The 23,852-nt window shown below is 60.9% G+C and carries 14 protein-coding genes; 1 reads left to right on the forward strand and 13 read right to left on the reverse strand.

Going from position 1 to position 23,852, the window contains the following annotated elements:
• Positions 1-33: 33 nt before the first annotated feature.
• A complete protein-coding gene (locus B5G09_RS11645; RefSeq protein ID WP_087405290.1) occupies positions 34-1,863 on the reverse strand; it encodes a RagB/SusD family nutrient uptake outer membrane protein in 1,830 nt (609 codons plus the stop codon).
• A 14-nt stretch (positions 1,864-1,877) separates the two neighbouring features.
• Positions 1,878-5,030: a TonB-dependent receptor gene (locus B5G09_RS11650; protein WP_087405291.1), complete on the reverse strand. Its 3,153-nt coding sequence runs from the start codon at positions 5,028-5,030 to the stop codon at positions 1,878-1,880.
• A 232-nt stretch (positions 5,031-5,262) separates the two neighbouring features.
• On the opposite strand from B5G09_RS11650, the gene B5G09_RS11655 reads away from it, so the two are divergent.
• Positions 5,263-5,850, forward strand: a complete 588-nt coding sequence (locus B5G09_RS11655; RefSeq protein WP_087311481.1) for a DUF308 domain-containing protein — start codon at positions 5,263-5,265, stop codon at positions 5,848-5,850.
• Between the two features lie 155 nt (positions 5,851-6,005).
• On the opposite strand, the gene B5G09_RS11660 is transcribed toward B5G09_RS11655, so the two are convergent.
• The 11 genes from B5G09_RS11660 to B5G09_RS11710 form a co-directional block, all read right to left on the reverse strand.
• Positions 6,006-8,489, reverse strand: coding sequence for a hypothetical protein (locus B5G09_RS11660; protein ID WP_143256547.1), 2,484 nt, complete (start codon positions 8,487-8,489; stop codon positions 6,006-6,008).
• Positions 8,490-8,510: 21 nt separating this feature from the next.
• On the reverse strand, positions 8,511-9,005 hold the full coding sequence (locus B5G09_RS11665) for a DUF3868 domain-containing protein (protein ID WP_087311483.1): 495 nt from the start codon (positions 9,003-9,005) through the stop codon (positions 8,511-8,513).
• 12 nt (positions 9,006-9,017) lie between these two features.
• Positions 9,018-9,611, reverse strand: coding sequence for a DUF3575 domain-containing protein (locus B5G09_RS11670; RefSeq protein WP_162608271.1), 594 nt, complete (start codon positions 9,609-9,611; stop codon positions 9,018-9,020).
• A 453-nt stretch (positions 9,612-10,064) separates the two neighbouring features.
• A complete protein-coding gene (locus B5G09_RS11675; RefSeq protein ID WP_087311485.1) occupies positions 10,065-10,649 on the reverse strand; it encodes a sigma-70 family RNA polymerase sigma factor in 585 nt (194 codons plus the stop codon).
• Between the two features lie 231 nt (positions 10,650-10,880).
• Entirely contained in the window at positions 10,881-11,783 is a 903-nt protein-coding gene (locus tag B5G09_RS11680) for a cation diffusion facilitator family transporter (RefSeq protein WP_087311507.1), read from the reverse strand.
• Positions 11,784-11,966: 183 nt separating this feature from the next.
• On the reverse strand, positions 11,967-14,066 hold the full coding sequence (locus tag B5G09_RS11685; protein WP_087405294.1) for a glycoside hydrolase family 3 C-terminal domain-containing protein: 2,100 nt from the start codon (positions 14,064-14,066) through the stop codon (positions 11,967-11,969).
• Positions 14,067-14,134: 68 nt separating this feature from the next.
• The gene (locus B5G09_RS11690) at positions 14,135-16,378 is read right to left on the reverse strand and encodes a DUF5689 domain-containing protein (protein ID WP_087405295.1); all 2,244 of its coding nucleotides are present in this window, start codon (positions 16,376-16,378) and stop codon (positions 14,135-14,137) included.
• Between the two features lie 6 nt (positions 16,379-16,384).
• Complete coding sequence (locus B5G09_RS11695; RefSeq protein ID WP_087405296.1) at positions 16,385-17,260, reverse strand: endonuclease/exonuclease/phosphatase family protein; 876 nt, start codon at positions 17,258-17,260, stop codon at positions 16,385-16,387.
• Between the two features lie 24 nt (positions 17,261-17,284).
• Positions 17,285-19,039, reverse strand: a complete 1,755-nt coding sequence (locus tag B5G09_RS11700; protein WP_087405297.1) for a RagB/SusD family nutrient uptake outer membrane protein — start codon at positions 19,037-19,039, stop codon at positions 17,285-17,287.
• A gap of 13 nt (positions 19,040-19,052) precedes the next feature.
• Entirely contained in the window at positions 19,053-22,616 is a 3,564-nt protein-coding gene (locus B5G09_RS11705) for a TonB-dependent receptor (protein ID WP_087405298.1), read from the reverse strand.
• 177 nt (positions 22,617-22,793) lie between these two features.
• Positions 22,794-23,783 (reverse strand): FecR family protein, encoded by a 990-nt coding sequence (locus B5G09_RS11710; protein ID WP_087405299.1) that lies wholly within the window; start codon positions 23,781-23,783, stop codon positions 22,794-22,796.
• Between the last annotated feature and the right edge of the window lie 69 nt (positions 23,784-23,852).

Raw genomic sequence — 23,852 nt, forward strand, 5'->3', positions numbered from 1 at the left:
TTTCATCAGACGGGCAGCGGAACAGCTCCGCGATCAATAGCCGGGGGTCTGGACCATGGCCGGATTGGGGTTGTTCTCGAACTCCGACGTCGGAATCGGCATGGCGTAGTTGGTCTCCTTCCAGACGATGTTGGTCTTCGAGGAGCCCGGGCCCGAGATCGTCTTGTAGTAGTCCTTCTCCTTCTCGCCCAGATCCAGCAGCCGCACGTACTCCCACCAGCGCATCTCGCCGAAAACCTCGGCCCACAACTCGTAGAGCAGCGGATCGTTGGCCAGATGGTCCGTGGCATCGACCGTGCGGGTGCGGTCCGAGAGCGACCGGTAGTCCACCTCCGAGGGGGCATCCACCGGATAGTTGTAGGCCCGGCGGTGCACCTTGTTCACATATTCGAGCGCCGTGGAGGAATCCTCGTCGCGGAGCAGCAGGGCGTACATCAGGTAGATCTCCGGCAGACGCAGGAAGTAGATGTTGTAACCGGCGACGTTGCGCGTGGCGTCGAGCAGATGCCCCTCGAGGAAATTGTACTTGCGCACGGGCCATCCGTAGAAGGTCTCGGGGTCGTTGCCCGTCGAGGCGGAGGTATCCTCCCACCACTTGCCGAAGTCGACCTGCGCCACCTTGCGCGTGGCATTCACGCCGTCGATGGTCATCTGCACCTCGTCGACGAAGGGCTGCAGCGCGCAGACGTACAGCCGCGGATCGGGACCGTCCGCCTCGCGGCCCAGTTCGTCACGGTGCTTCTGCTGCAGGGCCAGATAGGCCTCGTCGAGGTAGTACTCCGTCTGTCCGTCGGCCCCCTGGCGCGTCTTCATCACCGCCGCGGACTGCGGAGCCGGATCCGTATAGCCGAAGCGCCCCAGATTGCGGTCGTGCATGTACTGGTTGCCGTAGGACATGGCCGTGCGCGTGCCGTCCGGCGCGATGCAGAAGGGCGGATAGTAGAGCGAAAGGGTCGAACCCGTATTGGGGCTTCCGTAGGCCGAGCCGCTGGTCGGATCGGCCCGGTTGCCCATCTCGTAGAACGATTCGCTGTTGTATTCATACGCATCGTACCCGTTGAACATCATGCGGTAACGGTCGAACGTCTCGAGCGTCTTGCCGCTGTTGGCGATGCAATCCTCCAGGTAGGTGCGGGCCAGATCCCGCTGCCCGGCGAAGAAGCAGGCCTTGGCCCGGAAGGCCTTGGCGGCCCACACCGTCACCCGATGGGGATCGGTCTGCGTCAGCAGATCCACGGCCCGGTCCAGATCCTCGATGATCGCCTGATAACATGCGCCGGTCTTCTCCCGGCCGATGTACATCTCCTCCAGCGTCCTGGGGACCGTCCGCACGATGGGGATCCCGACCCCTTCGGCATCGGGTTCGCCGTAGAGCGACAACATGTGCCACCAGTAATAGGCGCGGAAGAAGAGGCACTCCCCCTCGTAGTTGTTCAGCGCCTCGGTTTCGGTCTCGGGAGCCGTGGTGCGGTAGGAGGCGATCTCCTCCAGGGCCGTGTTGGCGTAGTAGACGCCCAGACTCAGGGCCGTCCACGGATCGGTGACCTTGTTGTTGCCGGCCTTGACCTCCCCGGCGCAGATGTCGATCCAGGCCGGATCCTCGTGCCAGAGCATGTCGATCGTATGGTCGAGGCAGTACATCACGTACCCGGCCCAGTAGTTGCCCAGGAAGCACCAGTGGTGCTGGGCGCCGTAGACCGAATTGACCAACAGATCGACGTGTTCGATCTTCTTGGGAAAATTGGTCGGCGAGAGCGAGTTGGGATCGCTCAGCTCCAGCCAGTCGCTGCCGCAGGCATTCATCATCGCCGCGGCACCCAGCACCGTGGCGGAAAGAGCTATTTTTCGCAGAATGCGTTTCATGATTCAACAGGGATTTAAAAGTTCAGATCCAGACCGAACGAGAACATCCGGGTTTGGGGATAGGTGCTGCCGTAGTAGACACCGTAGGCAGTCTTCGTGGTATTCGAAAATTCGGGATCGAGACCCGTAAAGCCCGTCAGGGTCCAGAGGTTCGTGGCCGAGACATAGATCCGCAGCCGGTCGATCTTCGCCCGGCGCGTCCACCGTCGCGGGAAGGTGTAGCCCAGCGTCACGGTCCGCAGCCGCAGGTAGGAGCCGTCCTCGATGAAGTAGTCCGAATATTTCTGGTAGTTGTAGTTGGGGTCCTTGACCGGGACGTTGCCGTTCGACGCATCGAGGGCCATGACACGCGGACGGTCGGTCAGTCCGTTGCCCATGAAGAACGAGGCGCCGAAGATCTCCGACGTGGTGTTCGAACTCTCCTGCACGCTCTGCGTATAGGATTTGGCCAGATTCAGCACGTCGTTGCCCGCCACGCCCGTAAAGTCGGCCCGGAAGTCGATGCCGCGCCACTCGAGCGAGAGGTTGAAGCCGTACTGTACCGTGGGCCACGGATTGCCGATGAACGTACAGTCGTCGTCGTTGATCGTACCGTCGCCGTTCACGTCGACGTAGCGCAGGTCGCCCACACCGGTCAGCCGCTGGTGGTAGTAGTCGTAGCCGTTGGCCTGCGCCCGGGCGTTCAGGGCGTCGCTCTCCTCCTGCGAGGTGATCATCCCGTCGGTCTTCAGCCCCCAGAACTGGCTGATGGGCTGTCCGTTGACCGTCTTGCAGGGGCTCGGGCCCTCGTTCGGATGGCCTCCGCCGCCGTAGATGGCCGCATTGGTCAGACCCAGGTCGACGACCCGGTTGCGGTTCTGCGAGACGTTGGCCCCGATGGCGTAGTTGAAGTAGCCGATGTTGTTGCGGTAGTTGACCAGCAGCTCCCAGCCGTGGTTGTCGATGCGTCCCAGGTTGACCGGCATCGTACTCATCGTCGTCAGCGACGAGGGCGAGGTGATTCCCGACGAGTTGGGCACCGAAAGGGCATAGATCATGTCGCGGGTGATGCGCCGATACCAGTCGAACGAGATCGAGAGGCGGTTGCGGAAGAGATCCACATCCAGACCCACGTCGGTCGTGTAGATCGACTCCCAGCGGATATCCTCGTTGATGACCTTGATGTTGTTGTAGCCGCCGACGGCCGACGTGCCGTCGAACGAGTGGCTCGTGACGTTCTGGAAGGCCGCCATGTAGGCAAAGCTGTTCAGAGCCTGATCATTGCCGAGGATGCCCCAGCTGAAGCGCGGCTTGATCATCGAGACCCACGACGGATTCCACGCCCGGAAAAAGGGCTCTTCGGAGATCTTCCACCCGACGGAGACCGAAGGGAAGACTCCCCAGCGGTGCTTGGGGCCGAACTTGGGCGAACCGTCGCGACGGACGTTCATCGTCAGCAGATAACGGTTGTCGTAGGTGTAGTTCAGACGGGCGAACTGCGACAGGAAGCGATCCTCCGACAGGGCGCCCGAAGCGCTCTTGGTGGGGTTGGTCGACAGGGCGAACGACTCGGGGTTGTTGATCGGGAAGTCGGAGGCCGTCGACGAGAGGTCGGCCAGCTGCGACCGCTTGGCCTCGTAGCCGACCATCACGCGCAGGTCGTGCTTCCCGGCGAAGAGGCGCTCGTAGGAGAGTGTCGCCGTGAAGGTGTACTGCTCGGCGTAGTCCAACGCCTTGGTGTAGCTGTCCTTCGAGGGAGAGCGCCCCAGCGTGTTGGCCTCCGAGAAATTGTCGTCGTAGCCGCCGCCCAGCTGGGCCGAGCCCGTCAGATTGAGCTTCAGCCCCTTGACGATCTCCCAGTCGATGTAGAGGTCGCCGTTGGCCACCAGATCCGACTGTTTCCGGTGATGGTAGGCGATGTCGGCCACGGGATTGGCCCCCGAGAAGTCGATTCCCGACGGGATGGCCGCGAAGTCGCCCGACTCGTCGTAGATGCTCATGTAGGGGATCGAGACCCACGGGAAGGACTCCGTGTAGGGGTTGCCGCGCAGGCGCGCCAGATAGATCCGCGTCCCGACGGTCAGCGACGGCGCCACCCGGTAGTCGACGTTCAGCCGCGAGGAGATACGCTCCCAGTAGTTGTTCATCTGGATGCCGTTCTCACGCTCGTACGCGCCCGAGAGGTAGTAGCGGAAGCGCTCGCTGCCGCCCGTGAGCGAGAGGTTGTAGCTCTGCTCGATGCCGGGCTGGTAGATCTCGCTCACCCAATCGGTGTCGGGCAGCGACGAGGGGTCGCTCCAGATCGGATAGTTGAAGCCCATCTCCTGCATGACGCGGATGTAGTCTTCGGTGCCGAGCATGCGGTACATGTCCGTATACTGGCGCACGCCGACGTGGCTCGTGAATGCGAGTTTGGCCTTCGAGTTATAGGTGCCCTTCTTCGTGGTGATGAGCACCACGCCGCCGGCGGCCCGCGAACCGTAGATGGCTGCGGCGCTGGCATCCTTGATCACCTCGATCGACTCGATGTCATTGAGGTTGTAGTCGGTGCTGTTCTCGCAGGCCACGCCGTCGATGACGAACAGCGGGTTCAGGCCGTTGATCGACCCCACGCCGCGGATCACGATATCGGAGCTCGCACCGGGTTTGCCGCTGGTCTTGGTGACCATCACGCCGGCCACCTTGCCCTGCAGCGCCTCGGCCACCGAACGCGCCGGCGTATTCTTGATGTCCGAGGCCTTGATCGAGGCGATGGAGCCCGTCAGGTCGGACTTCTCCTGCGTACCGTAGCCGACCACCACGACGTTGTCCAGCCGTTCGGTCTCCTCCTCGAGGACGATGTCGAGTTCCGTGCGGTTCAGCACCGGGAAGCGCAGGCTCTTGAAGCCGACATAGGTGATCACAAGGGTCGAACGGGCCGGGACCTTCAGCGAAAAGCGGCCGTCCGGGCCGGTGATGGTTCCCTGCATCGTCGGGGCATCCTTGACGACGATCGTGGCACCGACCAGGGGATTCCCCTGCACGTCGGAGACCAGTCCGGAGACCACCCGGTCGGGGAGTTCGCGATCGGCCGCCGAAGCGGGATCATCGGGGGTTTCGCCGGCCCACGCCGCGCCCCACGTACAGCACAACAGGGACAACACGAGCAGCACTCGCCTGTTCAACCTGAAGAGGTCAAATCTTTCCATATCCAAGAATTCGGGTTTGATCTCTTCCCGGCCAATCGGAGTGCCATGCCGCAACAAATTTCACACCACACTATCAGTCAACCCATTAAACAGACGGCCTCCGCTCCCCGGGTGTGGAATGACACCCCATGCGGTGTGGAAAAAATCCACGGCGGCGGCCGCTCCCCCACCCTCGGCCGCACGCTCCGGCACGCGAATTGCACCCTGCACCGAAGAACAAATTCCGCTTACGATGAAAAAACTGCACGCTTTGCTCGAAAGTTCGAAACAGGCTATCCGCTACTGGTGGCTGCTGCTCGCGGTCGGCCTCCTTCTGCTGGCGGTCGGGATACTGATCTTCCTCTTCCCGGCGCGGAGCTATCTGGAGCTCTCGATGCTGCTGGGATGGGTGATCCTGCTGGCCGGCATCCTGGAGGTGGTGCTCTCGGCCGCCAACCGCCACTTCATCACAGGCCGCGGCTGGATGCTCGCCGGCGGCATCATCGAGATGATCCTCGGTCTGGTGCTGATCTTCAACGTCGCTCTGGCGGCCACGATGCTGCCGCTGCTGCTGGGTTTCTGGCTGCTGATGCGTGCCTTCTCCACCATCGGATTGGGCAGCGACATGCGCACGCTGGAGATCTCCGGCGCCGGATGGACTATTCTGACGGGCATTCTGCTGCTGATCTGCTCGCTGTGGATCCTCTTCCAGCCCGTCGGAGTCGGCACCTCGGCCGTCATCGTCTGGGTCGGCATCACGATGCTCTTCGCCGGAGCGGCAGCCTGCACGCTCGCCATGCAGCTCCGCCGGGCCCACCACCGCCTCGAAGGCGATTGCTGAACGCCGCCGACACCCCAAGCCCCCTGCCGCACATAAAGAGACCCCTGCCGCACCATCGTGCAACAGGGGTCTCTTTTTTGGAATCCGCTCCGGAAGGCTCCTCCCCGCCCGGACCGTCGGACCGATAACGGACCGATAACGGGTCGGCGGCCGGCTCATTCAAAATCCTCGCGGAAGAGGCCGTAACGGCGGATCAGCCGCGAAATTTCGGGATCGAGGTTTCCGCGGAACTTCAGGTTCTCACGCAGCTCGACCGCCCGCAGGAAATACTGCACGGCATGCTCCTCCTCGCCCAGACGGGCCGCCAGAATGGCCAGCATGTACTGGATGTCGGCCGTCGAGGAGGCCTCGGGCAGTCCGCGGAGAATCCGATAGGCCGCCGCATCGTACCCGAGCGACATGTAGGCCAGTGCCGTATTGCGGTCCTCGTAGGGGCGCAGGATCGTCAGCGCCTCCTCGTAGCGGCGCTTGCGGAGCAGATCCACGGCATGCATGTAGTTCGAATCGACCTCCGTTGTATAGACCGTATCCTGCTTCATGCCCCTCCGGTGGAGGTTGAAGCGGAAATCCACGGCCCGCATCAGCGGATAGATCACACTCCGCATCCGCGCATACTCACGCGGATACTTCAGGCGGATGCGCCACTCGCGCGTATCGGGATTCCCCTCCCAGCGGATCATCTCCAGAATCTCCGCCTTGTGTGTCAGCAGCGTATCGGCGGCCACCAGCCGGTACAGTTCGTCCCAATCCTCGGCCAGCGAGGTCGTGCGCAGCAGATTCGGAAGGTCGGGCAGCCGATCCTCCTCTTCGACCATCACCTGCCGCCCCTGCTCGTCGAGCGTATAACTGCCGGCGACGTTGAGCGAGTCGTACAGCACGCGGAACTCCCCGACCAGCACCCGCCGCAGCGCTTCGGCCCGATCGCGAGCCAGCCGTTCGTTGAGCTCCCAGCGCCCCTCGGGCGAAGCCGTGGCGCGGAGCGTGATGCTGTCGATCAGGTAGACCGGATCGGTCATCAGACTGCGCGTGAGCGACTTCACGGCGGCAATCTGCCGACGATTCTCCGGGAGCGTGTCGACCAGCGAACTCTTCCCGACGGGGAACGTGAAGAAGAAGCGCGCATTGGCCTCAGCATCACGCAGCACGATGCGCTGCATGTAGCGCGTCCGCTCGTCGAGGAACGTCGTCATCGAGGCCACGTTGTAGTACAGCGTGTCGGAACGTCGCAGCCGATAGCTGCGGCCGTTGCGGACCTCCACCTCGCCGGTGAGGTAGAGCCGCAGCTTCGAGGTATTCTCGTCGGCCTGCACCTGCTGCGTATAGTAGTAGTCGATCCGGCCGTCGGGACGGTAGATCACCGTATCCAACCGCACGGGATCCGGATAGGGATGGCGTACCAGCCGCCGATAGGCATCCGGTGCCCCGAGCCGCCGCCGCTCGTTGCGGGCCAGCTGTCCCTGCCGCAGCACGCTGTTGCGCAGCGCCATCGTGTCGACCTCGTAGAGCGAGGCCAGCCGGTCGGCCACATAACCGCTGCGGATGCGGTAGTTCTCCATCAGGGCGCTGTCGCCCGTCTCGCGGAGCAGCCCCCCGATCGCCTTGCGCCGAAGCCCCGTATAGGCCAGCCGCTCGCCGGCCAGTCGGCGCAGTGTCTCGCGGTCGGCCGTGCGGAGCTCGTTGCGGAGCGCCTCCGGGCGTTCGCCGAGCGAACGGATGTAGGCCTCGCGGTCGCGGCCCCCCTCGGCGGGATAGTCACCCGCCACCCGCGTATAGACCGCTCCGCCGGGCAGCACCTCCACCCCCGGATAACGGTAACGCGGCGTAAAATAGTCGTTCAGATGGTCGAGCCGATTGCCGGCATCGGGCACATAGGTCATGCGGGCACGAACCTTGCGGTCGGTCGAACGCACGTAACGGCGCAGGATCTCCTCCTGCCGCCGCCGCTCCTGCGGGGTGCTCCATCCGACCACCCGGTCGTACATGGCCTCCCCGGGGGTCATCCGCTCCAGCCGCTCCATCGCCCCGGCATACAGCGCCCGCTGATCGAGCACGCCGTCCAACCGGCGGCGATAGAGGCCCTGACGGCCAAAACGGTCGAAATAGTCGGCACTGTCGACAATGCGCCCCAGATAGGCGTCGTAACGGTCGTATTCGTGCTGCTGCATCCGCCGGAAGCGCTCGCCGCTGTAGACCAGCGGATCGAAGGCCAGCGTATCCTCGCCCTTGAGCAGCCGCGGTCCGACCACCAGCCTCCAGTCGAGGTGCTGCAGCGTATCGGGAACCGAGACGATGAAATCGACATTGATCTTGCCGTTGCGCTCGACGATGTTGCGGCGGCCAGCGGCCGAAATGACCACTTCGTCGATGGCCACCGACATCAGCGTCTCACCCGAAACGGAGTCGACGGTTGCCGGAGCCAGATAGAGCTCCGTCCCGTCCTGCCGGCGGAAGGTGATGATCTTCTGCGCCGGGACGGTATCCGCCGCCCGGGCCGCCAGCTCCCGTTTGCTCCGGGCCGGGAGATAGGCCCCGACCTTGGGATCACTCTTGGCGAGTTTGCGCAAACTTCCGCATCCGGTCAGCAGCGCCCCGACTATGAGCGCGCCGACGGCATACCCTCTCCATTCACACATGCTCATCTCACAGGAATGAATTGTTGATTACTCTTGCCGGTCGACCGCGCCGTTGACATCCACCGTAAAAACGCGCCGTTTGCCGCCGGGCGAGGTCTGCACCTGCCGCAGCACGAGCGTAGCGTCGTCCATCCAGCTTTCGTAGGGAACCTTCATCTCGTAGAGGAAGGTCTGGTCGCTGCGGCCGTCGACGTTGATCGTCAGATAGGGCTGGCGTTCGGCCCAGTAGGCACCCGAGAGCCGGCGGCGGCGCTCCATCATGTGCTGCTGGTAGCGGCCGTTGATCAGCACGTGCGGGAAGAGTTTGACCGACCGCCGGTCGGCCGTGCTCAGTTCGGGAAGAATCGCCCAGCTTTGCGACCGCGTCACGGCCTTGCGGGCCACCGAGATCTCCAGAACCAGATGCAGTTCGCCGTCACGCTCGGCCAGCACCTTGCGCGTCACGGCCACATCACCGAGAATCTGAGCCCGGAGCGAAAGCCCCGCCATCAGAAACAGAACAAGCAGCAGATATTTTTTCATGGGACGATTCGATTATTTGCGCGAATTGAACAGATAGACGAACGAAACACCGAGTTCCGTAGGAATGGGCAGCACCTTGGTCCGACGGGCCGAAGCAGAGGCTTGCGAACCGTCGATGGGCTCCGTATGGTAGTTCAGACGCACCAGACCGGCGCCGGCCGAGAGTTCCAGATTCCAGTGCGGACTGACATAGAACTGATAGCCGATGCTCAGACCGCCCCCCACGAACGAACCCTTGTAGTAGTTCGTGGCCAGTCCCCGCATGATGCGGTCGCCGATAAAAGGCAGCCGGAAACCGCCCACCTCACACTTGCCGCCAATGGCATGGACACCGAAATAGAGACGCGTATACTTCTCCGTGACCCAGTAGCGATACTCCGGGCGCAGGAACCAGTGCTGAATCCGGTTGTCCGAACCGAGGGTCCAGGGATTGTAGTTGGCCGTCATGGAGAGGGTCGAATGTTTGCTCAGGGCGAACTCCACTCCGACATTCGGAGTCGTTGTCGCCCAATAGAGCACGTTGGTCTTCACAGCGACCTGCTGTGCCGAGGCTCCGAGCCAGCAGCCGGCGACCAACAGAAGCGACAGAAGGATCTTCTTGTTCATGATCATTGAGATTAGTTTCCGTTTCTCGACCCACCCGGGCGGGAACAGCACTCGTCCTCCTTGTCAGCCGAAAAATCGCACAAAAATGAGGATAAACCCAAAATAACGGCGTATCATTGGCGATACAACAAATCAAAAAGTCATTTCCGTGGCAAAAACAGAAACCGTCGCCCGTTCAAAGAGTTCACCGCCAAAAATGAAGGGCGCCTCCCGGCGCCCTTCCCCATCAAAAATTAACCCTTAAAAATTATCCCCGCTTCGGAAAATCTCCGAGAGGTAATGGTGTAGATAGTAGAGATCAGCATCCCCCTGTATCACCTCCCGCATCAACAGATCCTCGTCTTCAGAGATGCCGTTGTCAAAGACTTCATTTTTGTCAATATTCTCCATAGGCGTTGTCTTAGATTGCTTTCAACTATATAACGCATCCGACGGGGGAATATTGTACGTTTCTCAGCAGAGAACCAGATTTTTTTCCTTGATCATGCGCCGCAGGTTGATCAGCGCATAGCGCATGCGTCCCAGCGCGGTATTGATGCTCACGTTGGTCTGCTCGGCGATCTCCTTGAAGCTCAGCCCCGAGAAGTAGCGCATCATCACCACCTCGCGCTGTTCGGAGGGCAGCAGTTCGACCAGCGAACGCACGTCGCGTTCGATCTGCTGGCTGACCATGGCATCCTCGACCGTGCGTTCGGCGAATTTCAGCGTACCGAGCATGTCGTATCCCGCCTCCGACTCCGTGACGGCCTTGTCCTGACGCTGGGCGCGGAAGTGGTCGATCACCTGGTTGTGGGCGATGCGCAGGATCCACGACAGGAACTTGCCGTTATCCGTATAACGGCCCTCGTCGATGACGCGGACGGCTTTGATGAAGGTCTCCTGGAAAATATCATCGGCCACGTCACGATCCTTGACCATCATGTTGATGTAGTCGCGTACGCGGCGGCTGTGACGTTCGATGAGCTGGGACATAGCGCTCCGATCCCCGGAAAGGTAGTGATTAAGCAATACCCGGTCACTTAATACTTGCACGTTCATACTCTTGTCTCCCAATTAGTTACAAAGAGTAGAGTCTTTTCCGATAGGCAATCCAGTTTAAAGCGTTATGTATAAATAGTCTTCATGATCGGCCCCTGACAACGTCCCCGCTGCAGAAGCCCGACGCTGGCAAGGTACACATTTTTCCCGGAAAAAACAAATTTTTCTACTCTTTCGAGAATTCGTTCTCCGGGGAAGTGTCCTGCAAAAATCGTACCGGGAGAGGCGCCTCTACTTGTTGATCGGCTCGACGTGAATGGCGATCATCGTTTCCTCGCCGAAACGCTCGCGCAGGCGGCGTTCGATCTCCACGGTCAGATCGTGCGAGTGCTCGACGGTCATCCGCCCGTCCATGCGGACATGCACCTCGATGGCAATCGAGGCACCGATGCGGCGCGTGCGCAGATTGTGGGGTTCGCGCACCTCGGGATTGGCCGTGACGATGTGCAGGATCTCCTCCTCGACATCCTCGGGCAGCGACTGTTCGAGCAGTTCGCCCAGGCCGTTCCGGATCAGGTCGAAAGCGATCTTGAAGATGAAGACCGCCACAAGCAGTGCGGCCACCGGATCGGCAATCCGCCACTTGGAGCCGAGGAAATAGGCGCAGCCGATACCGACCAGCGTACCGAGCGACGAAAGGGCGTCGCTGCGGTGATGCCAGGCGTTGGCGATGACGCTCGGGCTCTGAATCTGACGCCCTACCCGCACCGTATAGCGATAGAGGATCTCCTTGACGATGATCGAGACGAGGGCTGCCACGAGGGCAATGACGCCCGGACGCGGGAGGAGTCCTCCGTCGAGGACGATCCGGATCCGTTCGATGCTGTCGACCAGGATTCCGGCACCGACCACCGCCAGCGCGAGACTGATGATGATCGTCGCGAGGGTTTCATACTTGCCGTGACCATAGTCGTGGCCGGGGTCGCGAGGTTTGGCCGAGATCCGGGCAAAGGCGATCACCACCACGTCGGTGGCCAGATCGGAGAACGAATGGACGGCATCGGCGACCATGGCGCCGCTTCGGCCGACCAGACCGGCAATCAGTTTGACGATCGACAGGACCAGATTGACCACGAACCCGACGAAGGTCACGCGATAGATTTTCCGTTTACGGATTTCCGCTTCACTCGACATATTCACCAACATTTAATCCACTTATCTGCGGCCAAAAGTACGAAAAATTTCGGATCGGCGAATCACGATCTCTCCATTATCTTCCGCACCCGGTCCAAAAAAAACGGACCCGGGGCTCATCCCCGGGTCCGATGGTTGATATTGCCAGAAGGAGATATCCAGCCGCCTCTGCAAAGCGGCCTGCTACCTTTTCACCTCAACGGGCAGTTCGAAGGCCACGTCAGCCGACGACGTTCCCAGCGAAAGCACATATTCGCCCGGATCGACCCGCCAGTCATGCGCCTTGTCGTCCCAATAGGCCAGGCACTCGCGACCGAGATCGAACGTGATCTCGCGGCTCTCGCCCGAAGCCAGCTCCACGCGGCGGAAGGCCTTCAGCTCCTTCACCGGCCGCAGCACCGAGGGATTCCGCTGCGAAACGTAGAGCTGAACCACCTCGGCTCCGTCCCGTTCACCCGTATTGGAGAGCGTGACGCGGACCTTGAGCGGCTCCTTTTCGGGGAAGATCCGGGCGGCACGCGGCTTCGAGAGCGAGAAGGTCGTGTAGGAGAGTCCGAATCCGAAGGGGTACAACGGACGAATCCCCCGGGTCTCATACCAGCGGTAACCGACCAGCACCGACTCGGCGTAGTCGACGTCGTAGAGGCGGATCATCTGCTCGTTGTAGGCCCGGGGAGCCTTGTTGTAGAACTCCGCACCGGCGGGCATGGTCCCCGCGGCGGGCGAATCGCTGAACTCACGCTCGATCGTCAACGGTAGTTTGCCCGAGGGGTTGATCCTTCCGGAGAGGATACCGGCCAGAGCCGTCATGCCGTTCTGGCCGGGATACCAGCCATAGAGAATGGCGGCGGCGCGGTCGTTCCAGCCGCTCATGCGGATGCCCGAACCCGTGTTGACCAGAACCACCGTACGCGGATTCGCCTCAACGGCCATGCGGATGAAACGCTCCTCGGCCGAAGGAAGGGCAAAGGGCCGCTCGAAGGATTCGACGTCGATCGTGCCGGCCGAAACGACCACCACGTCGGCTGCGGCCAGCTCCTCGCGGGTCGGATGCTCGACCACCTGCACGCGGTCGCCGAACTCTGCGCCAAGCGCCTCGCGAAGCGAGACGTTGTCATAGCCGATCACCTCGGCCGACGCCGACGAGCTGCCGCCCGTACGCGGGATCTGATCGACGAAGCGTCCCGTCAACAGGATCTTCCGCCCGGGAGCCAGCGGCAGAATGCCGTCGTTCTTCAGCAGCACGGCGCCGCGGGCCGCCACGTCGCAGGCCAGCCGGGCATGAGCCGGGAAACGGTCGAGCAGCTCGGGGGCATACTTCTCCTGCCCATAGAGGCCGAATGCCAGGGCCGTAGCCAGGTTGGGGCGGATCATCCGCTCGATGTCGCGTTCCGTAATCCGGCCCTCGTCCAACAGCTTGCGCACCTCGTCGAAGAACTCGTCGCGGCCCGGCATCTCGACGTTCTGTCCGCTCCGGACAATCTTCTCCGTGTCGTAGACCGAACGCCAGTCACTCATCACACATCCCCGGAAGCCCAGTTCGCGGCGCAGAAGGCCCTCGATGACGCGCCCATCCTGCCCCGTCCACTCGCCGTTGAGCCGGTTGTAGGAGGTCATCACGTAGGCGGCTCCCGCCTCGATACCGGCCCGGAAGGCGGGCATGTAGATCTCGTGCAGCGCCCGCTCGTCGATCAGCGAATTGGAGCGCCGGCGGTAGAACTCCGTCTCGTTGCCGATGAAGTGTTTCAGGCAAGCGGCCGTTCCCGTCGACTGCATGCCCCGCACGTAGGCGGCCGTCAGCGCCGAAGCCAGGCAGGGATCCTCGCCCAGGTACTCGAAGTTGCGCCCGCACTGGGCATTGCGCGTGATGTTCACGCCGGGGCCCAGCAGCACTTCGATGCCGCCGGCCCGGCACTCCTCACCCACGGCCTCGGCATATCGGTAGGCCAGTTCGGGATCGAACGTCGAGGCCAGCATGATCGGCGACGGAAAGGCCGTCGACCGCTCCAGCTGCCGGACCATCGTCCGGTCGGGCAGGTTGTTGCGCAGATGAATACCCTGCGTGGCATCCGAAAGATAAAGGTAGGGAATTCCCTTTTCGGGAACCCCGTAGAAGAAGAACGAGGAGTAACCCCGCATGAAGTGGATCTTCTCGTCGAGCGTGAGCCCGGAGATCAGCGAATCGGCCTGACGATAGGCCTCGTCCCAGTCTATAACCGGTTGCGCGGCGGCGGTCAGTCCCAGGCAACCGGCCGCGCAGGACAACAGAATTTTTCGAATCATGGAATCTGAAAAAACCGGGAAGAAGAGCCCGCAATTTGTGACCGGGCCCCTCCTCCGCATGAAAGAAATTATCGGGTTATACAAATATCATCAATGAACCAGCGCGAGAAGTCGTCGGCCGCCGCATCGCTCGTGAAACGCAGCTGCGTGGAAGCCGTCGCCTGATCGATCGTCAGCGAGTAGGTGTCGAATTGCGTGGTCGACAGACCGTCGATCACCTTGCGCGTCGCCCCGTCGATCGTACCGCCGCCGATCACCTCGACAACGATCGAGGTCAGGTCACCCTTCTTGTCCTTGGGCTCTCCGGCCTTAGCCTTCGGTCGGTCCGAGCAGGTCTTGTAGGCCATCGCCCGGAAGGAGAGCTTCAGCGTTCCCGCGGCACCCAGCGCCGGCGTCAGCAACGCACCAACCTGATTGACGTAGTCGGCCCGCGCAACGGCCTGCGACTCGACGTAGCCGATCTGGGCATAGCCGGGACGCTGACGGACGTTGGTGCCCGACAGACCGTTCCGAAGCGAGGTATCCCAATCGACGATGTCGCTGCCGCAATCGTTGAGCATGGCAGCCAGCTTGTCGCCGTAGAGGTAGTCCAGACCTTCGGTCAGGCCGTCGAAGGGCTCGAAGTAGATCGCTCCATCGGGCGTAGCCGTCTCGAACGACGGCATCGCCTCGATCACCAGACACGAGTGCAGACGCGAATCGGAGTTATAGCCCGCCGTACCGCCATTGCAGCTGACGTTGTCCGTCGGGTAGAGCTTCAGCAGCAGCGTCTGGCCCTTCGTCACCGGCGTCTCGGGAGTCAGAGGCATCGTGAAGTAGTAGTAGAAACCGCTGCCGCTGATGCCCGACGGAATCGAAATCGCCGTCGACTTGTCGGCCGGCGTGACAAAACGCTCGCCGTCGGTCGAATAGGCCAGCGCCCAGTTCTTCGGCGCACCGCCCGTTCCGGAGAGTCCGAACGAAATGCGGAACGTCGCCGGCAGATCCTCCGCCACGGGAATCGTGAAGAGAAAGTAGGAGTCCTGCCCGTAAACCATCGACTTGGCAGGGATGTTGTCGTGAGCCGCCTCATCGGCCCAATGCGTCAGTCGGAACTGCGAACTGGTGGAGTTCGCGGCCACCTGGGCCGTCAGGACAACGCCCATGTCGGCATTCTTGTCCACGACCTTGAAGTCGGCACCCAGCTTGCTGAACGTACCGTCGGTCACGGTAACGTACTTGCAGTCCTTGTTGCTCTGCGAGGCGGCGTAGAACGAGAAGATATACGGCAGACGGATGCCGACCGATGCACCGAAACGAAGCCCCGTCAGCTCCTTGTCCGCAGCCGTACAGGGACGGATAGCCCAACTTCCGCCATCGGGAACGGCAATGCCGCGCAGCTCACCGCTGCCATCCGGCACGGGGTCGATTCCGAACGAGGCCTTCTGCGACGAAAGCATCCGGAACTGGTTGTTGTCGGGATCCTGCATCATCGGGTTGTCCATCATCGTCAGATCGCTCAACGACCCCTCTTCCGGGGTGTGAACCTGCGAATAGACGCCGACGTACATCGACTCGTAGAGTCCCGAGCAGAGCTCCCCGTAGGAGACCTCCAGCGCCTCGACCATCACCTGCGTGGTCTGGGTGCGGGTGATGCTGCCGTCCGACACCGGTTTGAGCTCCATCATGCCGGTCTGCGGATTCCGCGAGACGACGGCATCCTTCAGCGCAATCTCAAGCTCCTCGCCCATGTTATAGAAGAGCTTTTCTTCGCAGCGCAGCGTGATGCCGCAACCGGGTTCGGGAGTTCCCTGGAGAGCCAGACAGTCCTCGAAATAGTTGTCGTCCTGAACGCTCGAAACCACAACGCCGCGCAGCTTCAAATCCTCCGCAACCACATATTCACCATCGGCCGCCAAGGCCTTCAGGTCGGGAATGCCCATATAACCCTCAGCCGCCGCAGCCGCCTGGATGAAATGCAGCTCGTCGGATACCGAGGCATCGTGGCGGGCGGCAACCCGCAGCGTCAGGCTCCGGCTCGATGAAGTCTTGTTATCGAGCAGCGTCGCCGTGACGGTGGCCAGACCTGTGTCGGAGATCGTCGAGAGGCTGAGCCACGAGGGATCGTCACCCGACACCGTGATCTCCCAGTCGCAGTTGGCCTCGATGTCGAAGGTGAACGACGTAGCAAACGACGGAGCCAAAATGTCATGCGTACTCAACGCGATCGATTTCCGCGGAAGCGCGACTTCGTCCTTGCAGGCTCCGGCAAGGAGGATCACCGCCAGAAAGGCCGTCCAGCGGATGAACCGATTCTTCAGATTCAGTTTCATGACCGGTTATTTTTTGAGGTCTACCAATACGGGAAGATGATCGGATACGGTCGACACGTTGATTTGCTCGTACGAGGGTACGGCCGTGCCCAGCACCTCGAACGTCGGATGGTTCTTCGTATAGACCAGAATGTAGTCGATCCGCGAAGGCGACGCCGAATTGACGAACGTGTTGGCCGAGGTGCTGATGATCTGCCACGACTCCAGCGCCGCATCGGGCAGCTTCGACGTATTGAGATCTCCGGCCAGATAGATCGGCTTGGTCGTCGAGGCGTAGTTGTCGGCAAGATATTTCGTGATGATCTCGAACGACTGCGCCCGGTTTTCGTCGGATACGTGGCAGAAATGGGTGGCGATGAAGATGAAATTGTCGAACTCCGCCAGGAAGAACTTGCGCGGCTCCTCGCCCGGCAGATCCCCCGAATGGGTCTCCAGCGGTTCGCGCTTGGTGAGGATGCCGATGCCGTAGTCACCGCCGCGATAGTCGATCGTCTTGCAGTAGTAGGGCTTCAGACCCGTCCGGTCGGCCAGCTCCTGAAGCTGGTCGGTCGCATGCCAGGTGGTATTCTTGTCCAGCTCCTGAAGCGCAATCACGTCGGGATCCATCAGCGAGATGACCTTGGCCGTATTGTCGTAATTGGACCGGTCGGTACCCGAATTCTGCGTCCAGCCTTCGCAGCGATGGGTGTTGTAGGTAGCCAGCCGGACGGAGTTCGGCAGTCGGCCGTAGCCCTGCTCCTCGTAAGGGTTGGCCGGCAGATCGGAGGTCGTATCGCCGAAATCGTAATCGGAATTGTCCCCTTTCAGTTCGGAACAGGCCGTGGCCGACAGGCACAGGCTGCAGCTGCAGAGGGCCGCTAATATGAATCTGGGAAATGTCATGTCTATGCGTTTTAAGGTTTACCACTAAAAGTTCAATCCGTCGTTCCACCCCGGATTCTGGGTGATGGCGCCCTGCGTAAGGACCCGGTCATCGGTCGGAATCGGATAGAGATAGTCCCGATCCTCGTTCCACGTCCGCGTGTAGCTCGTATGGATGAGGATGTTGCCGTGATCGCCCTCCGTCAGGAAGAGATCCTTGCCCAGCTCGTAGACAGTCGCCGCCGAGGTCTCGGGTTTGGTGCCCGACCAGATGCAGACGTCGTCCACGCCGTCCTCGTTCAGATCGTAGCTGCCCGGCCCGGGGAAATAAACCCCCGTGAAGGGATGCTCGAAACGTTTGCCCTCCTTCCAGCGCATGATGTCCCAGTAACGGAGGTTCTCCATCAGCAGCTCGACCGTACGCTCGCGGCGGATCTCGAGGATCACACCCTGGTTGGCTCCCGTGACGTTAGCATAGCCCGTCTCGGCCGAGGCCAGGTAGGGATCCGGCTGGGCATTGGCCTTCTCCATCGAGAGGTTGGCCACGCCGGCACGGTCACGCAGCGGTTTAATCGTCAGGTCGATGTCCGCCTGGATCAGCGTTCCCAGTTCAGCCTTCGCCTCGGCGTAGTTGAGATAGACCTCTGCCGTGCGGAAGAGCGGAAGATCGTTCATCGACGCATTGTAGGCATCGTATTTGGCCGACTGCAGGTACTTGACCAGCTGGTATCCGGTCATCGTCGCGGCCAGATTCGGAGCCGACTCGGCCGTGTCGTCGATACGTTTGTAACCGGGCGTGCGCAGCGTCTGGGCAAAGCGCCCGTCGCGGTTGCGGCACTCCTCGGCGAAGGTCATCTTCTCCCAGCCGCTCTGCGAGGTGAACGGCGTGCCGTCCTTCATCAGGTACATGTTGACGATGTTCTTCAGCAGTCCGGGCTGACCCATCGTCACACTGGTCAGATAACCGTTCACGTCGTGCTTCAGACCGATGGCCGAATTATAGGCGCGAGCCAGAATGATCTCCGAATTCTGGGCCTTGAGCGACGAGAAGAGATCCAGATAGGGAGTGGTGCCACCCGTGTAGATCGTGTAGCCGCTCTCGCGGATGAAGCGCTCCGAAGCATTAACACACTCCTGGAGACACTCCTCGTAGTCGCCCAAATCGTGGTATTTGCGGAAGGTGCCCTCGAAGAGGCAGGCACGGCTCTTCAACGCCAGAGCCGACCAGCGGGTCACGCGGTAGATCTGCTTCTCGGCCGGAAGGTGGAGAATCGCAAAGTCAAGATCCTCGATGATCTTCTCCATGACCAGCTTACGGGAGTCGCGCCCCTTCTCGAAGAGCAGCGGGTCGCTGGCATCGATCGGACGGTCGACCCAGGGCACGTCGCCGTAATACTTCACCTTCTCGAAGTAGAAGTAGGCCCGGAAGAAGCGTGCAACCCCTTCGTATTCGAGCCGGACATCCTCGTCTTCGCAGTTCGAGGCGTACTCGAGGAAGAAGTTGATGTCGCGCAGCTTGGTCCACGTCCATGTGCTGGCCGTGGCGGGGACCGTACGGTTACCCAGCACCTCGTTGGTCAGCGTCTTCTTGGCGATGACGTCGGCCGTCTCGCCGTAGATGCCCGATCCATCGGGGAACATCGTGTAAAAATCGTTGGTGTAGAGCTGACACTCGTCCTCGTTGTGAAAGAAGTTCTCGGGCGAGAGTCTGTCCTTGGGATACCGGTCGAGCTGGTCTTCGCAGCTGCAAAGTCCGCCCAGCACGACGCCGGCTGCCAGGTATAAAAGATATTTTTTCATAACGGCTGTCTCTTTAGAAGGTTAAGTTCAGACCCACGGAGAAGGTCTGGCACCAGGGGTAGACGTTCGACTTCTTGTCCGAATCGGCCGCTGCCTGCTCCGGATCGAGGAAATCACTCTTCAGGGCCGTCCACGTCACGAGGTTCTCCCCGCTGAAGTAGATGCGACACTCCTTGATGCCGACCTTGGAGGTCAGCTGACGGGGAATCGTATAACCGATCGTGAGGTTCTTCAGTCGGCAATAGGCCAGATTCTGCAGGTAACGGTCGTTGGTGTAGTAGGCCGTACCCTGCGTGGAGCTGAGCGACGTGTAGGCACGGGCGCGGGGGAAATAGGCGTCCGGATTGTCCTCGCTCCAGACCTGACTCATGAAGTTGCGCGGGATGAAGGTGGCGTAGGGCCGGCTGTAGGGGCCCCAGAAGCGCAGGTTGTCGGCACCCGGATACCAGTCCATGTGGCCGAGACCCTGGAAGAAGATCGAGAAGTCGAACCCGTACCAGGAGAAGTTGAACGTTGCTCCGTACTGGTAGCGGGGCGTCGAGTTACCGATCACGCGCCGGTCGCCCGAATCCTCGAGCGTACCCTTGCCGCCATTGACGATGTGGTTGCCGTCCAGGTCAAGATACTTGATGTCACCGGCCCGAACTCCCTTGCCGTAGGTACCCGTGGCCGAATAGCACCCGGCCATCACCGTCGAGAGGTCGATCTGCGAGGCGTAGTCGGCCGCCTCCTCGTCGGTACGGAACAGTCCGTCGACCTTGTAGCCCCAGATCTCGCCGTAACGCTTGCCTTCATAGGGGTCGCTGATCAGCCCCGAGGGGTTGTCGCACGAGGTGTAGCGGGCCGTGTAGTCGGACAGGGTGCCGACGATGCCGTAGCTGAACGTACTGCCGGCCAGCTTGAACGAATCGCGCCACCCGAGCGAGAGTTCGTAACCCTTCGTGCGGAGATCGTTGGCATTGACCTGCGGTTCGGAGGCGCCGTAGATCGACGGCAGCGAACGTCCCTTGCCCAGAATACCCTTCGTGTCGCGGATGTAGAAATCGGCCGTCAGCGAGAGACGGTTCGAGAAGAGGTTGAGATCCACACCAAGGTTCTTCGAGATGACCTTCTCCCAGGTCTGGTCACCCGAGACGGGATCGCTGACCGTGGCATGCTGGCCGAGCGTGACGCCGTCGAACGAGTAACCGCTCATCGAGCCCTTGGTCGTGATGGTCTGGATGAAATCGTAGTAGCCGATCTGCTGGTTGCCCAGCGAACCGTACGAGAAGCGGATCTTGAGGTTGTCGATCGTCTTGCGAAGCGGCTCGAAGAAGGGTTCCTCACTGATGCGGTAGGCCAGCGAGAACGAAGGGAAAAAGCCGTAGCGCTTGCCGCGCGGGAAACGCGACGTTCCGTCGTAACGACCATTCACCTCGGCCAGATACTTTCCCTTGTAGTCGTAGGCCACGCGGTAGAACCAGCCCATGATGGCATACTCGTTGCGGCCGCCGTTGAGCGTGAAGTTGGTCGTGCCCTTGGCCAGATTGAAATCCGAAAGATCCTCCGAAAGCAGGCCGTCGTTGGCAGCCGTCAGATCACGGTAGTATTTCGCCTCGTAGTTGTAACCGACGATGGCCGTGAAGTTGTGCTTCCCGCCGAACGACTTGTTATAGGTGCCGTAGACGTCGGCCACGTAGTAGTTCTGATCCCAGACCACCTCCTTGTAGCTGTTCGGGAAGTTGCCCTCGGGCTCGGTCTGAATCACGCCCGGATACTGCGAGTACTCAACATTGACGCTGCGGTAGTCGTTGTGCAGATAGCCCTGCGTGTAGCTGAAGTCGGCCTTGACGTTGAAGTTCTTGTGGAGCTTGAACGTCGCCTCGAAGGTGGTCGTGATCTCCTGCGTCTTCTTGTTGCCGAAGCTCTTGCCCTTCTGCATCATGGCGTTGTAGCCATCCATGATGTAGTGCGACGAGGAGTTGGTCATCGAGGTGTGCGACACGGCCGTACCGTCGGGATTCACCGGAACGAACGAGGCCAGGGCGTGAAGCGTCGGCTTGCGGAAGTTGTTGTACTCGTCCTCGTAGCCGTAGTAGCGATAGTTCGACTGGAAGAACTTCGTGTTGCTCGAGATCGTGAGCCACGGCCGGATCTCGGCCTGCAGCTTCACGCGGAAGTTATAGGACTTGAACATGTCGGGTGCCAGCCGGTTGATGCCCTTCTGCTGGTAGTAGCGGCCGCTGACCATGTAGGACAACGACTTGGTTCCGCCGCGGATGTTGATGTTGTGGTCCCACGTCGGACGGCTGTCGTCGTAAAGGTAGTTGTACCAGTCGAAGTTGGCCAGATAGACATACTGCTTGCGACCGTTGCGCGTATCGGTGATCACCCACGGACGGGCCGGATTCTCGGTCCGGTCGTTGCGCCGCTCCCACAGAGCCCGGTAATCACTCTCCGTATAGGAGGTATAGGGGGTATTCTGCGAGGACATCATGAAGAAGTCGGCAATCTTGGCCGAGTAGTAACCGCGCGTCTCGTAATCCGTCGAGGTCGTCGGGCTCGAAACCGAGAAGTATCCGTTGTAGGAGACCTCGGCCTTTTCGTTGTACCGGCCACTCTTGGTCGTGATCAGAATCACACCGAAGGCGCCGCGTGCTCCGTAGATGGCCGCCGACGAGGCATCCTTGAGGACCGTGATCGATTCGATATCGTTCGAGTTGATACGCTCGGGATAGGTCTCCACACCGTCGATCAGAATCAGCGGCGAACCGCCGTTGGGCGAAGTCGTACCGCGGATGTTGTAGGAGGCGCCGGCTCCGGGCTGGCCCGAAGAGAGCGTCACGTTCAGGTTGGGGATCACACCCTGCAGCGCCCGGCCGACATTGGCCACGGGGCGGTCCTTGAGCTCCTTCTGCGAGACGGTGGCGACGGCTCCGGTCAGGTTGGCCTTCTTCTGCACACCGTAACCGACGACCACCACTTCGTCGATGCTCTGCTGCGAGGTGGCCAGCTTCACGTCGAAGAAGGTCCGTGAGCCGACCGGCATCCGATAGGTGTCGTAACCGATGAACGACACCTCGAGGGTCGCCTGGTCGGAAGGGGTCAGTTCCTCGAAGGCAAATTCACCGTTCACGCTCGAGGTTGTACCCTTGACCGTACTGCCGTCCTTGTAGATGACCGTGGCTCCGACAATCGGTGCTCCGGTCGTTTCGGACACCTTGCCCGAGATTTTGTGCGGTTGCTGCGCACCGGCACTCCGCACCGGCGTCAGAATCACCTTGTTCCGTTCGACAAGTACCTGCACGTTGGGAATGCACGTCGTGATGACCCGTTCGACGGGCCACGCCTCGGCATCGACCGAAACGACCCGTGTCAGATCAATGTCCGCGTTATTATAAGCAAAGGTATACTGCCCCTGGCTCTCGATTTGACGGAGCAGTTCCGCCACGGAGACATCCTTCAGATGCAAGGTCACGGGCGGATTGGCCGCCAGAACCTGGCCGGCCACAAAGAGCGAGACCACCAAAGAGACAAATTTTACGAGCAAACATCGCCCCTTCGGGACAATCCCGTCGGTTTGTCCAGAAAATTTCATAATTTTGTAACGATTTAAAGTTCATCATTCGTAGAAGATCTACGAGCAGGTTTGAGTTTAAGTCGCAGGGCGGATGGTGGGACATCCGCCCAACTTTTTGCGGATAGTTCAGGTTAGCAATCAGTTCATCATAGGCATTCGAAGTTTTTTTCAGGTTATTCGGTTCGCGGAATCGGTTTATTTCGGCTCGAGGCTGACCGTCTGTCCGTGCAGCTTGTAACGCACGGGGGCGATCCGCTCGATCAGTCGCAGCGTCTCCTCGAGCGATTCATACTCGATCTGGAAGGAGAGTTTGGCCGAGAGATCAATGGTTGAATCATACGAGAAGCGGACGTTGTACCAACGCTCGAGGTTGACAAGAATCGACGAGAGGGATTTATTGGTGAAGACCAGGCGGTTGGAGGTCCAGCTGCTGTAGTCTGTCGCCGCAACGGGAGATACGCTGACCCGGCCCGTCCGGCCATCGAGCAACAGCCGTTCGTCGGGCTTCAGAAAAAGCGGATCACGCAGTCCCGGAATATGGACCCGGACCCGGCCGGACTGCAGAATCGTCTCGGCATAGCGCGCCCCCTTGTGGTGACGCGCATCGAACTCCGTACCGAGGACCTCGACCTGCATCGTCTCCATGTCAACGCGGAAGGGATGGTGCGGATCCGGCTTCACGCGAAAAAAGGCTTCGCCGTCGAGACGCACGCTGCGGTGCTCTTCATCGAAGCTCTCGGGAAAGGTCAGACGGCTGTTGCCGTTCAGCCAGACACGGCTGCCGTCGGGGAGTTCGAACTCGCCCTTGCTGTTGCGGGCAGTGACCAGACAAACCGAAGCGGTGTATCTTCCGAAGCAACTCTCCAGCACCACATACTCGATGCCGGCGACCAGCACCACCAACGCCGCCACGGCTGCTGCCAGCCGCCAGCCGCCCAACCGCACCTTTCGGGCAGCGGGACGCTCCAGGGCATCGATCCGCCGGTTGGCCTCGGCGAGTTTGGCCCGGTAATCGCCCGTCGCGGGCTCCTGCAGCAGTTCGTTCCAGGCATCGAGCAGTGCCTGATCCTTCGCCTTGCGATCGGTCGGCTCCACCATCCAACGCCGGAAGAGTCGCTGAATCTCCTTCGGCAGATCCCCGTGCAGGAAGTCGCCAATCAGCGTATGGATTTTTTCACTCTTCATCGTTTGCGGTCCGTTACATAGATAGAACGCCCAAGCGGCCTCTATCCCCCAGTCCGAAGAGCCGTTTTT

Origin of the sequence: Alistipes sp. An54 (genome assembly GCF_002159375.1) — a bacterium.
Classification (GTDB): Bacteria; Bacteroidota; Bacteroidia; order Bacteroidales; family Rikenellaceae; genus Alistipes; species Alistipes megaguti.

Excerpts from the sequence above, each read along its gene's own strand:
- B5G09_RS11645 (WP_087405290.1), bottom strand. The coding sequence starts at position 1,863 with ATGAAACGCATTCTGCGAAAAATAGCTCTTTCCGCCACGGTGCTGGGT.
- B5G09_RS11650 (WP_087405291.1), bottom strand. The coding sequence starts at position 5,030 with ATGGAAAGATTTGACCTCTTCAGGTTGAACAGGCGAGTGCTGCTCGTG.
- B5G09_RS11655 (WP_087311481.1), top strand. The coding sequence starts at position 5,263 with ATGAAAAAACTGCACGCTTTGCTCGAAAGTTCGAAACAGGCTATCCGC.
- B5G09_RS11660 (WP_143256547.1), bottom strand. The coding sequence starts at position 8,489 with ATGAGCATGTGTGAATGGAGAGGGTATGCCGTCGGCGCGCTCATAGTC.
- B5G09_RS11665 (WP_087311483.1), bottom strand. The coding sequence starts at position 9,005 with ATGAAAAAATATCTGCTGCTTGTTCTGTTTCTGATGGCGGGGCTTTCG.
- B5G09_RS11670 (WP_162608271.1), bottom strand. The coding sequence starts at position 9,611 with ATGAACAAGAAGATCCTTCTGTCGCTTCTGTTGGTCGCCGGCTGCTGG.
- B5G09_RS11675 (WP_087311485.1), bottom strand. The coding sequence starts at position 10,649 with ATGAACGTGCAAGTATTAAGTGACCGGGTATTGCTTAATCACTACCTT.
- B5G09_RS11680 (WP_087311507.1), bottom strand. The coding sequence starts at position 11,783 with ATGTCGAGTGAAGCGGAAATCCGTAAACGGAAAATCTATCGCGTGACC.
- B5G09_RS11685 (WP_087405294.1), bottom strand. The coding sequence starts at position 14,066 with ATGATTCGAAAAATTCTGTTGTCCTGCGCGGCCGGTTGCCTGGGACTG.
- B5G09_RS11690 (WP_087405295.1), bottom strand. The coding sequence starts at position 16,378 with ATGAAACTGAATCTGAAGAATCGGTTCATCCGCTGGACGGCCTTTCTG.
- B5G09_RS11695 (WP_087405296.1), bottom strand. The coding sequence starts at position 17,260 with ATGACATTTCCCAGATTCATATTAGCGGCCCTCTGCAGCTGCAGCCTG.
- B5G09_RS11700 (WP_087405297.1), bottom strand. The coding sequence starts at position 19,039 with ATGAAAAAATATCTTTTATACCTGGCAGCCGGCGTCGTGCTGGGCGGA.
- B5G09_RS11705 (WP_087405298.1), bottom strand. The coding sequence starts at position 22,616 with ATGAAATTTTCTGGACAAACCGACGGGATTGTCCCGAAGGGGCGATGT.
- B5G09_RS11710 (WP_087405299.1), bottom strand. The coding sequence starts at position 23,783 with ATGAAGAGTGAAAAAATCCATACGCTGATTGGCGACTTCCTGCACGGG.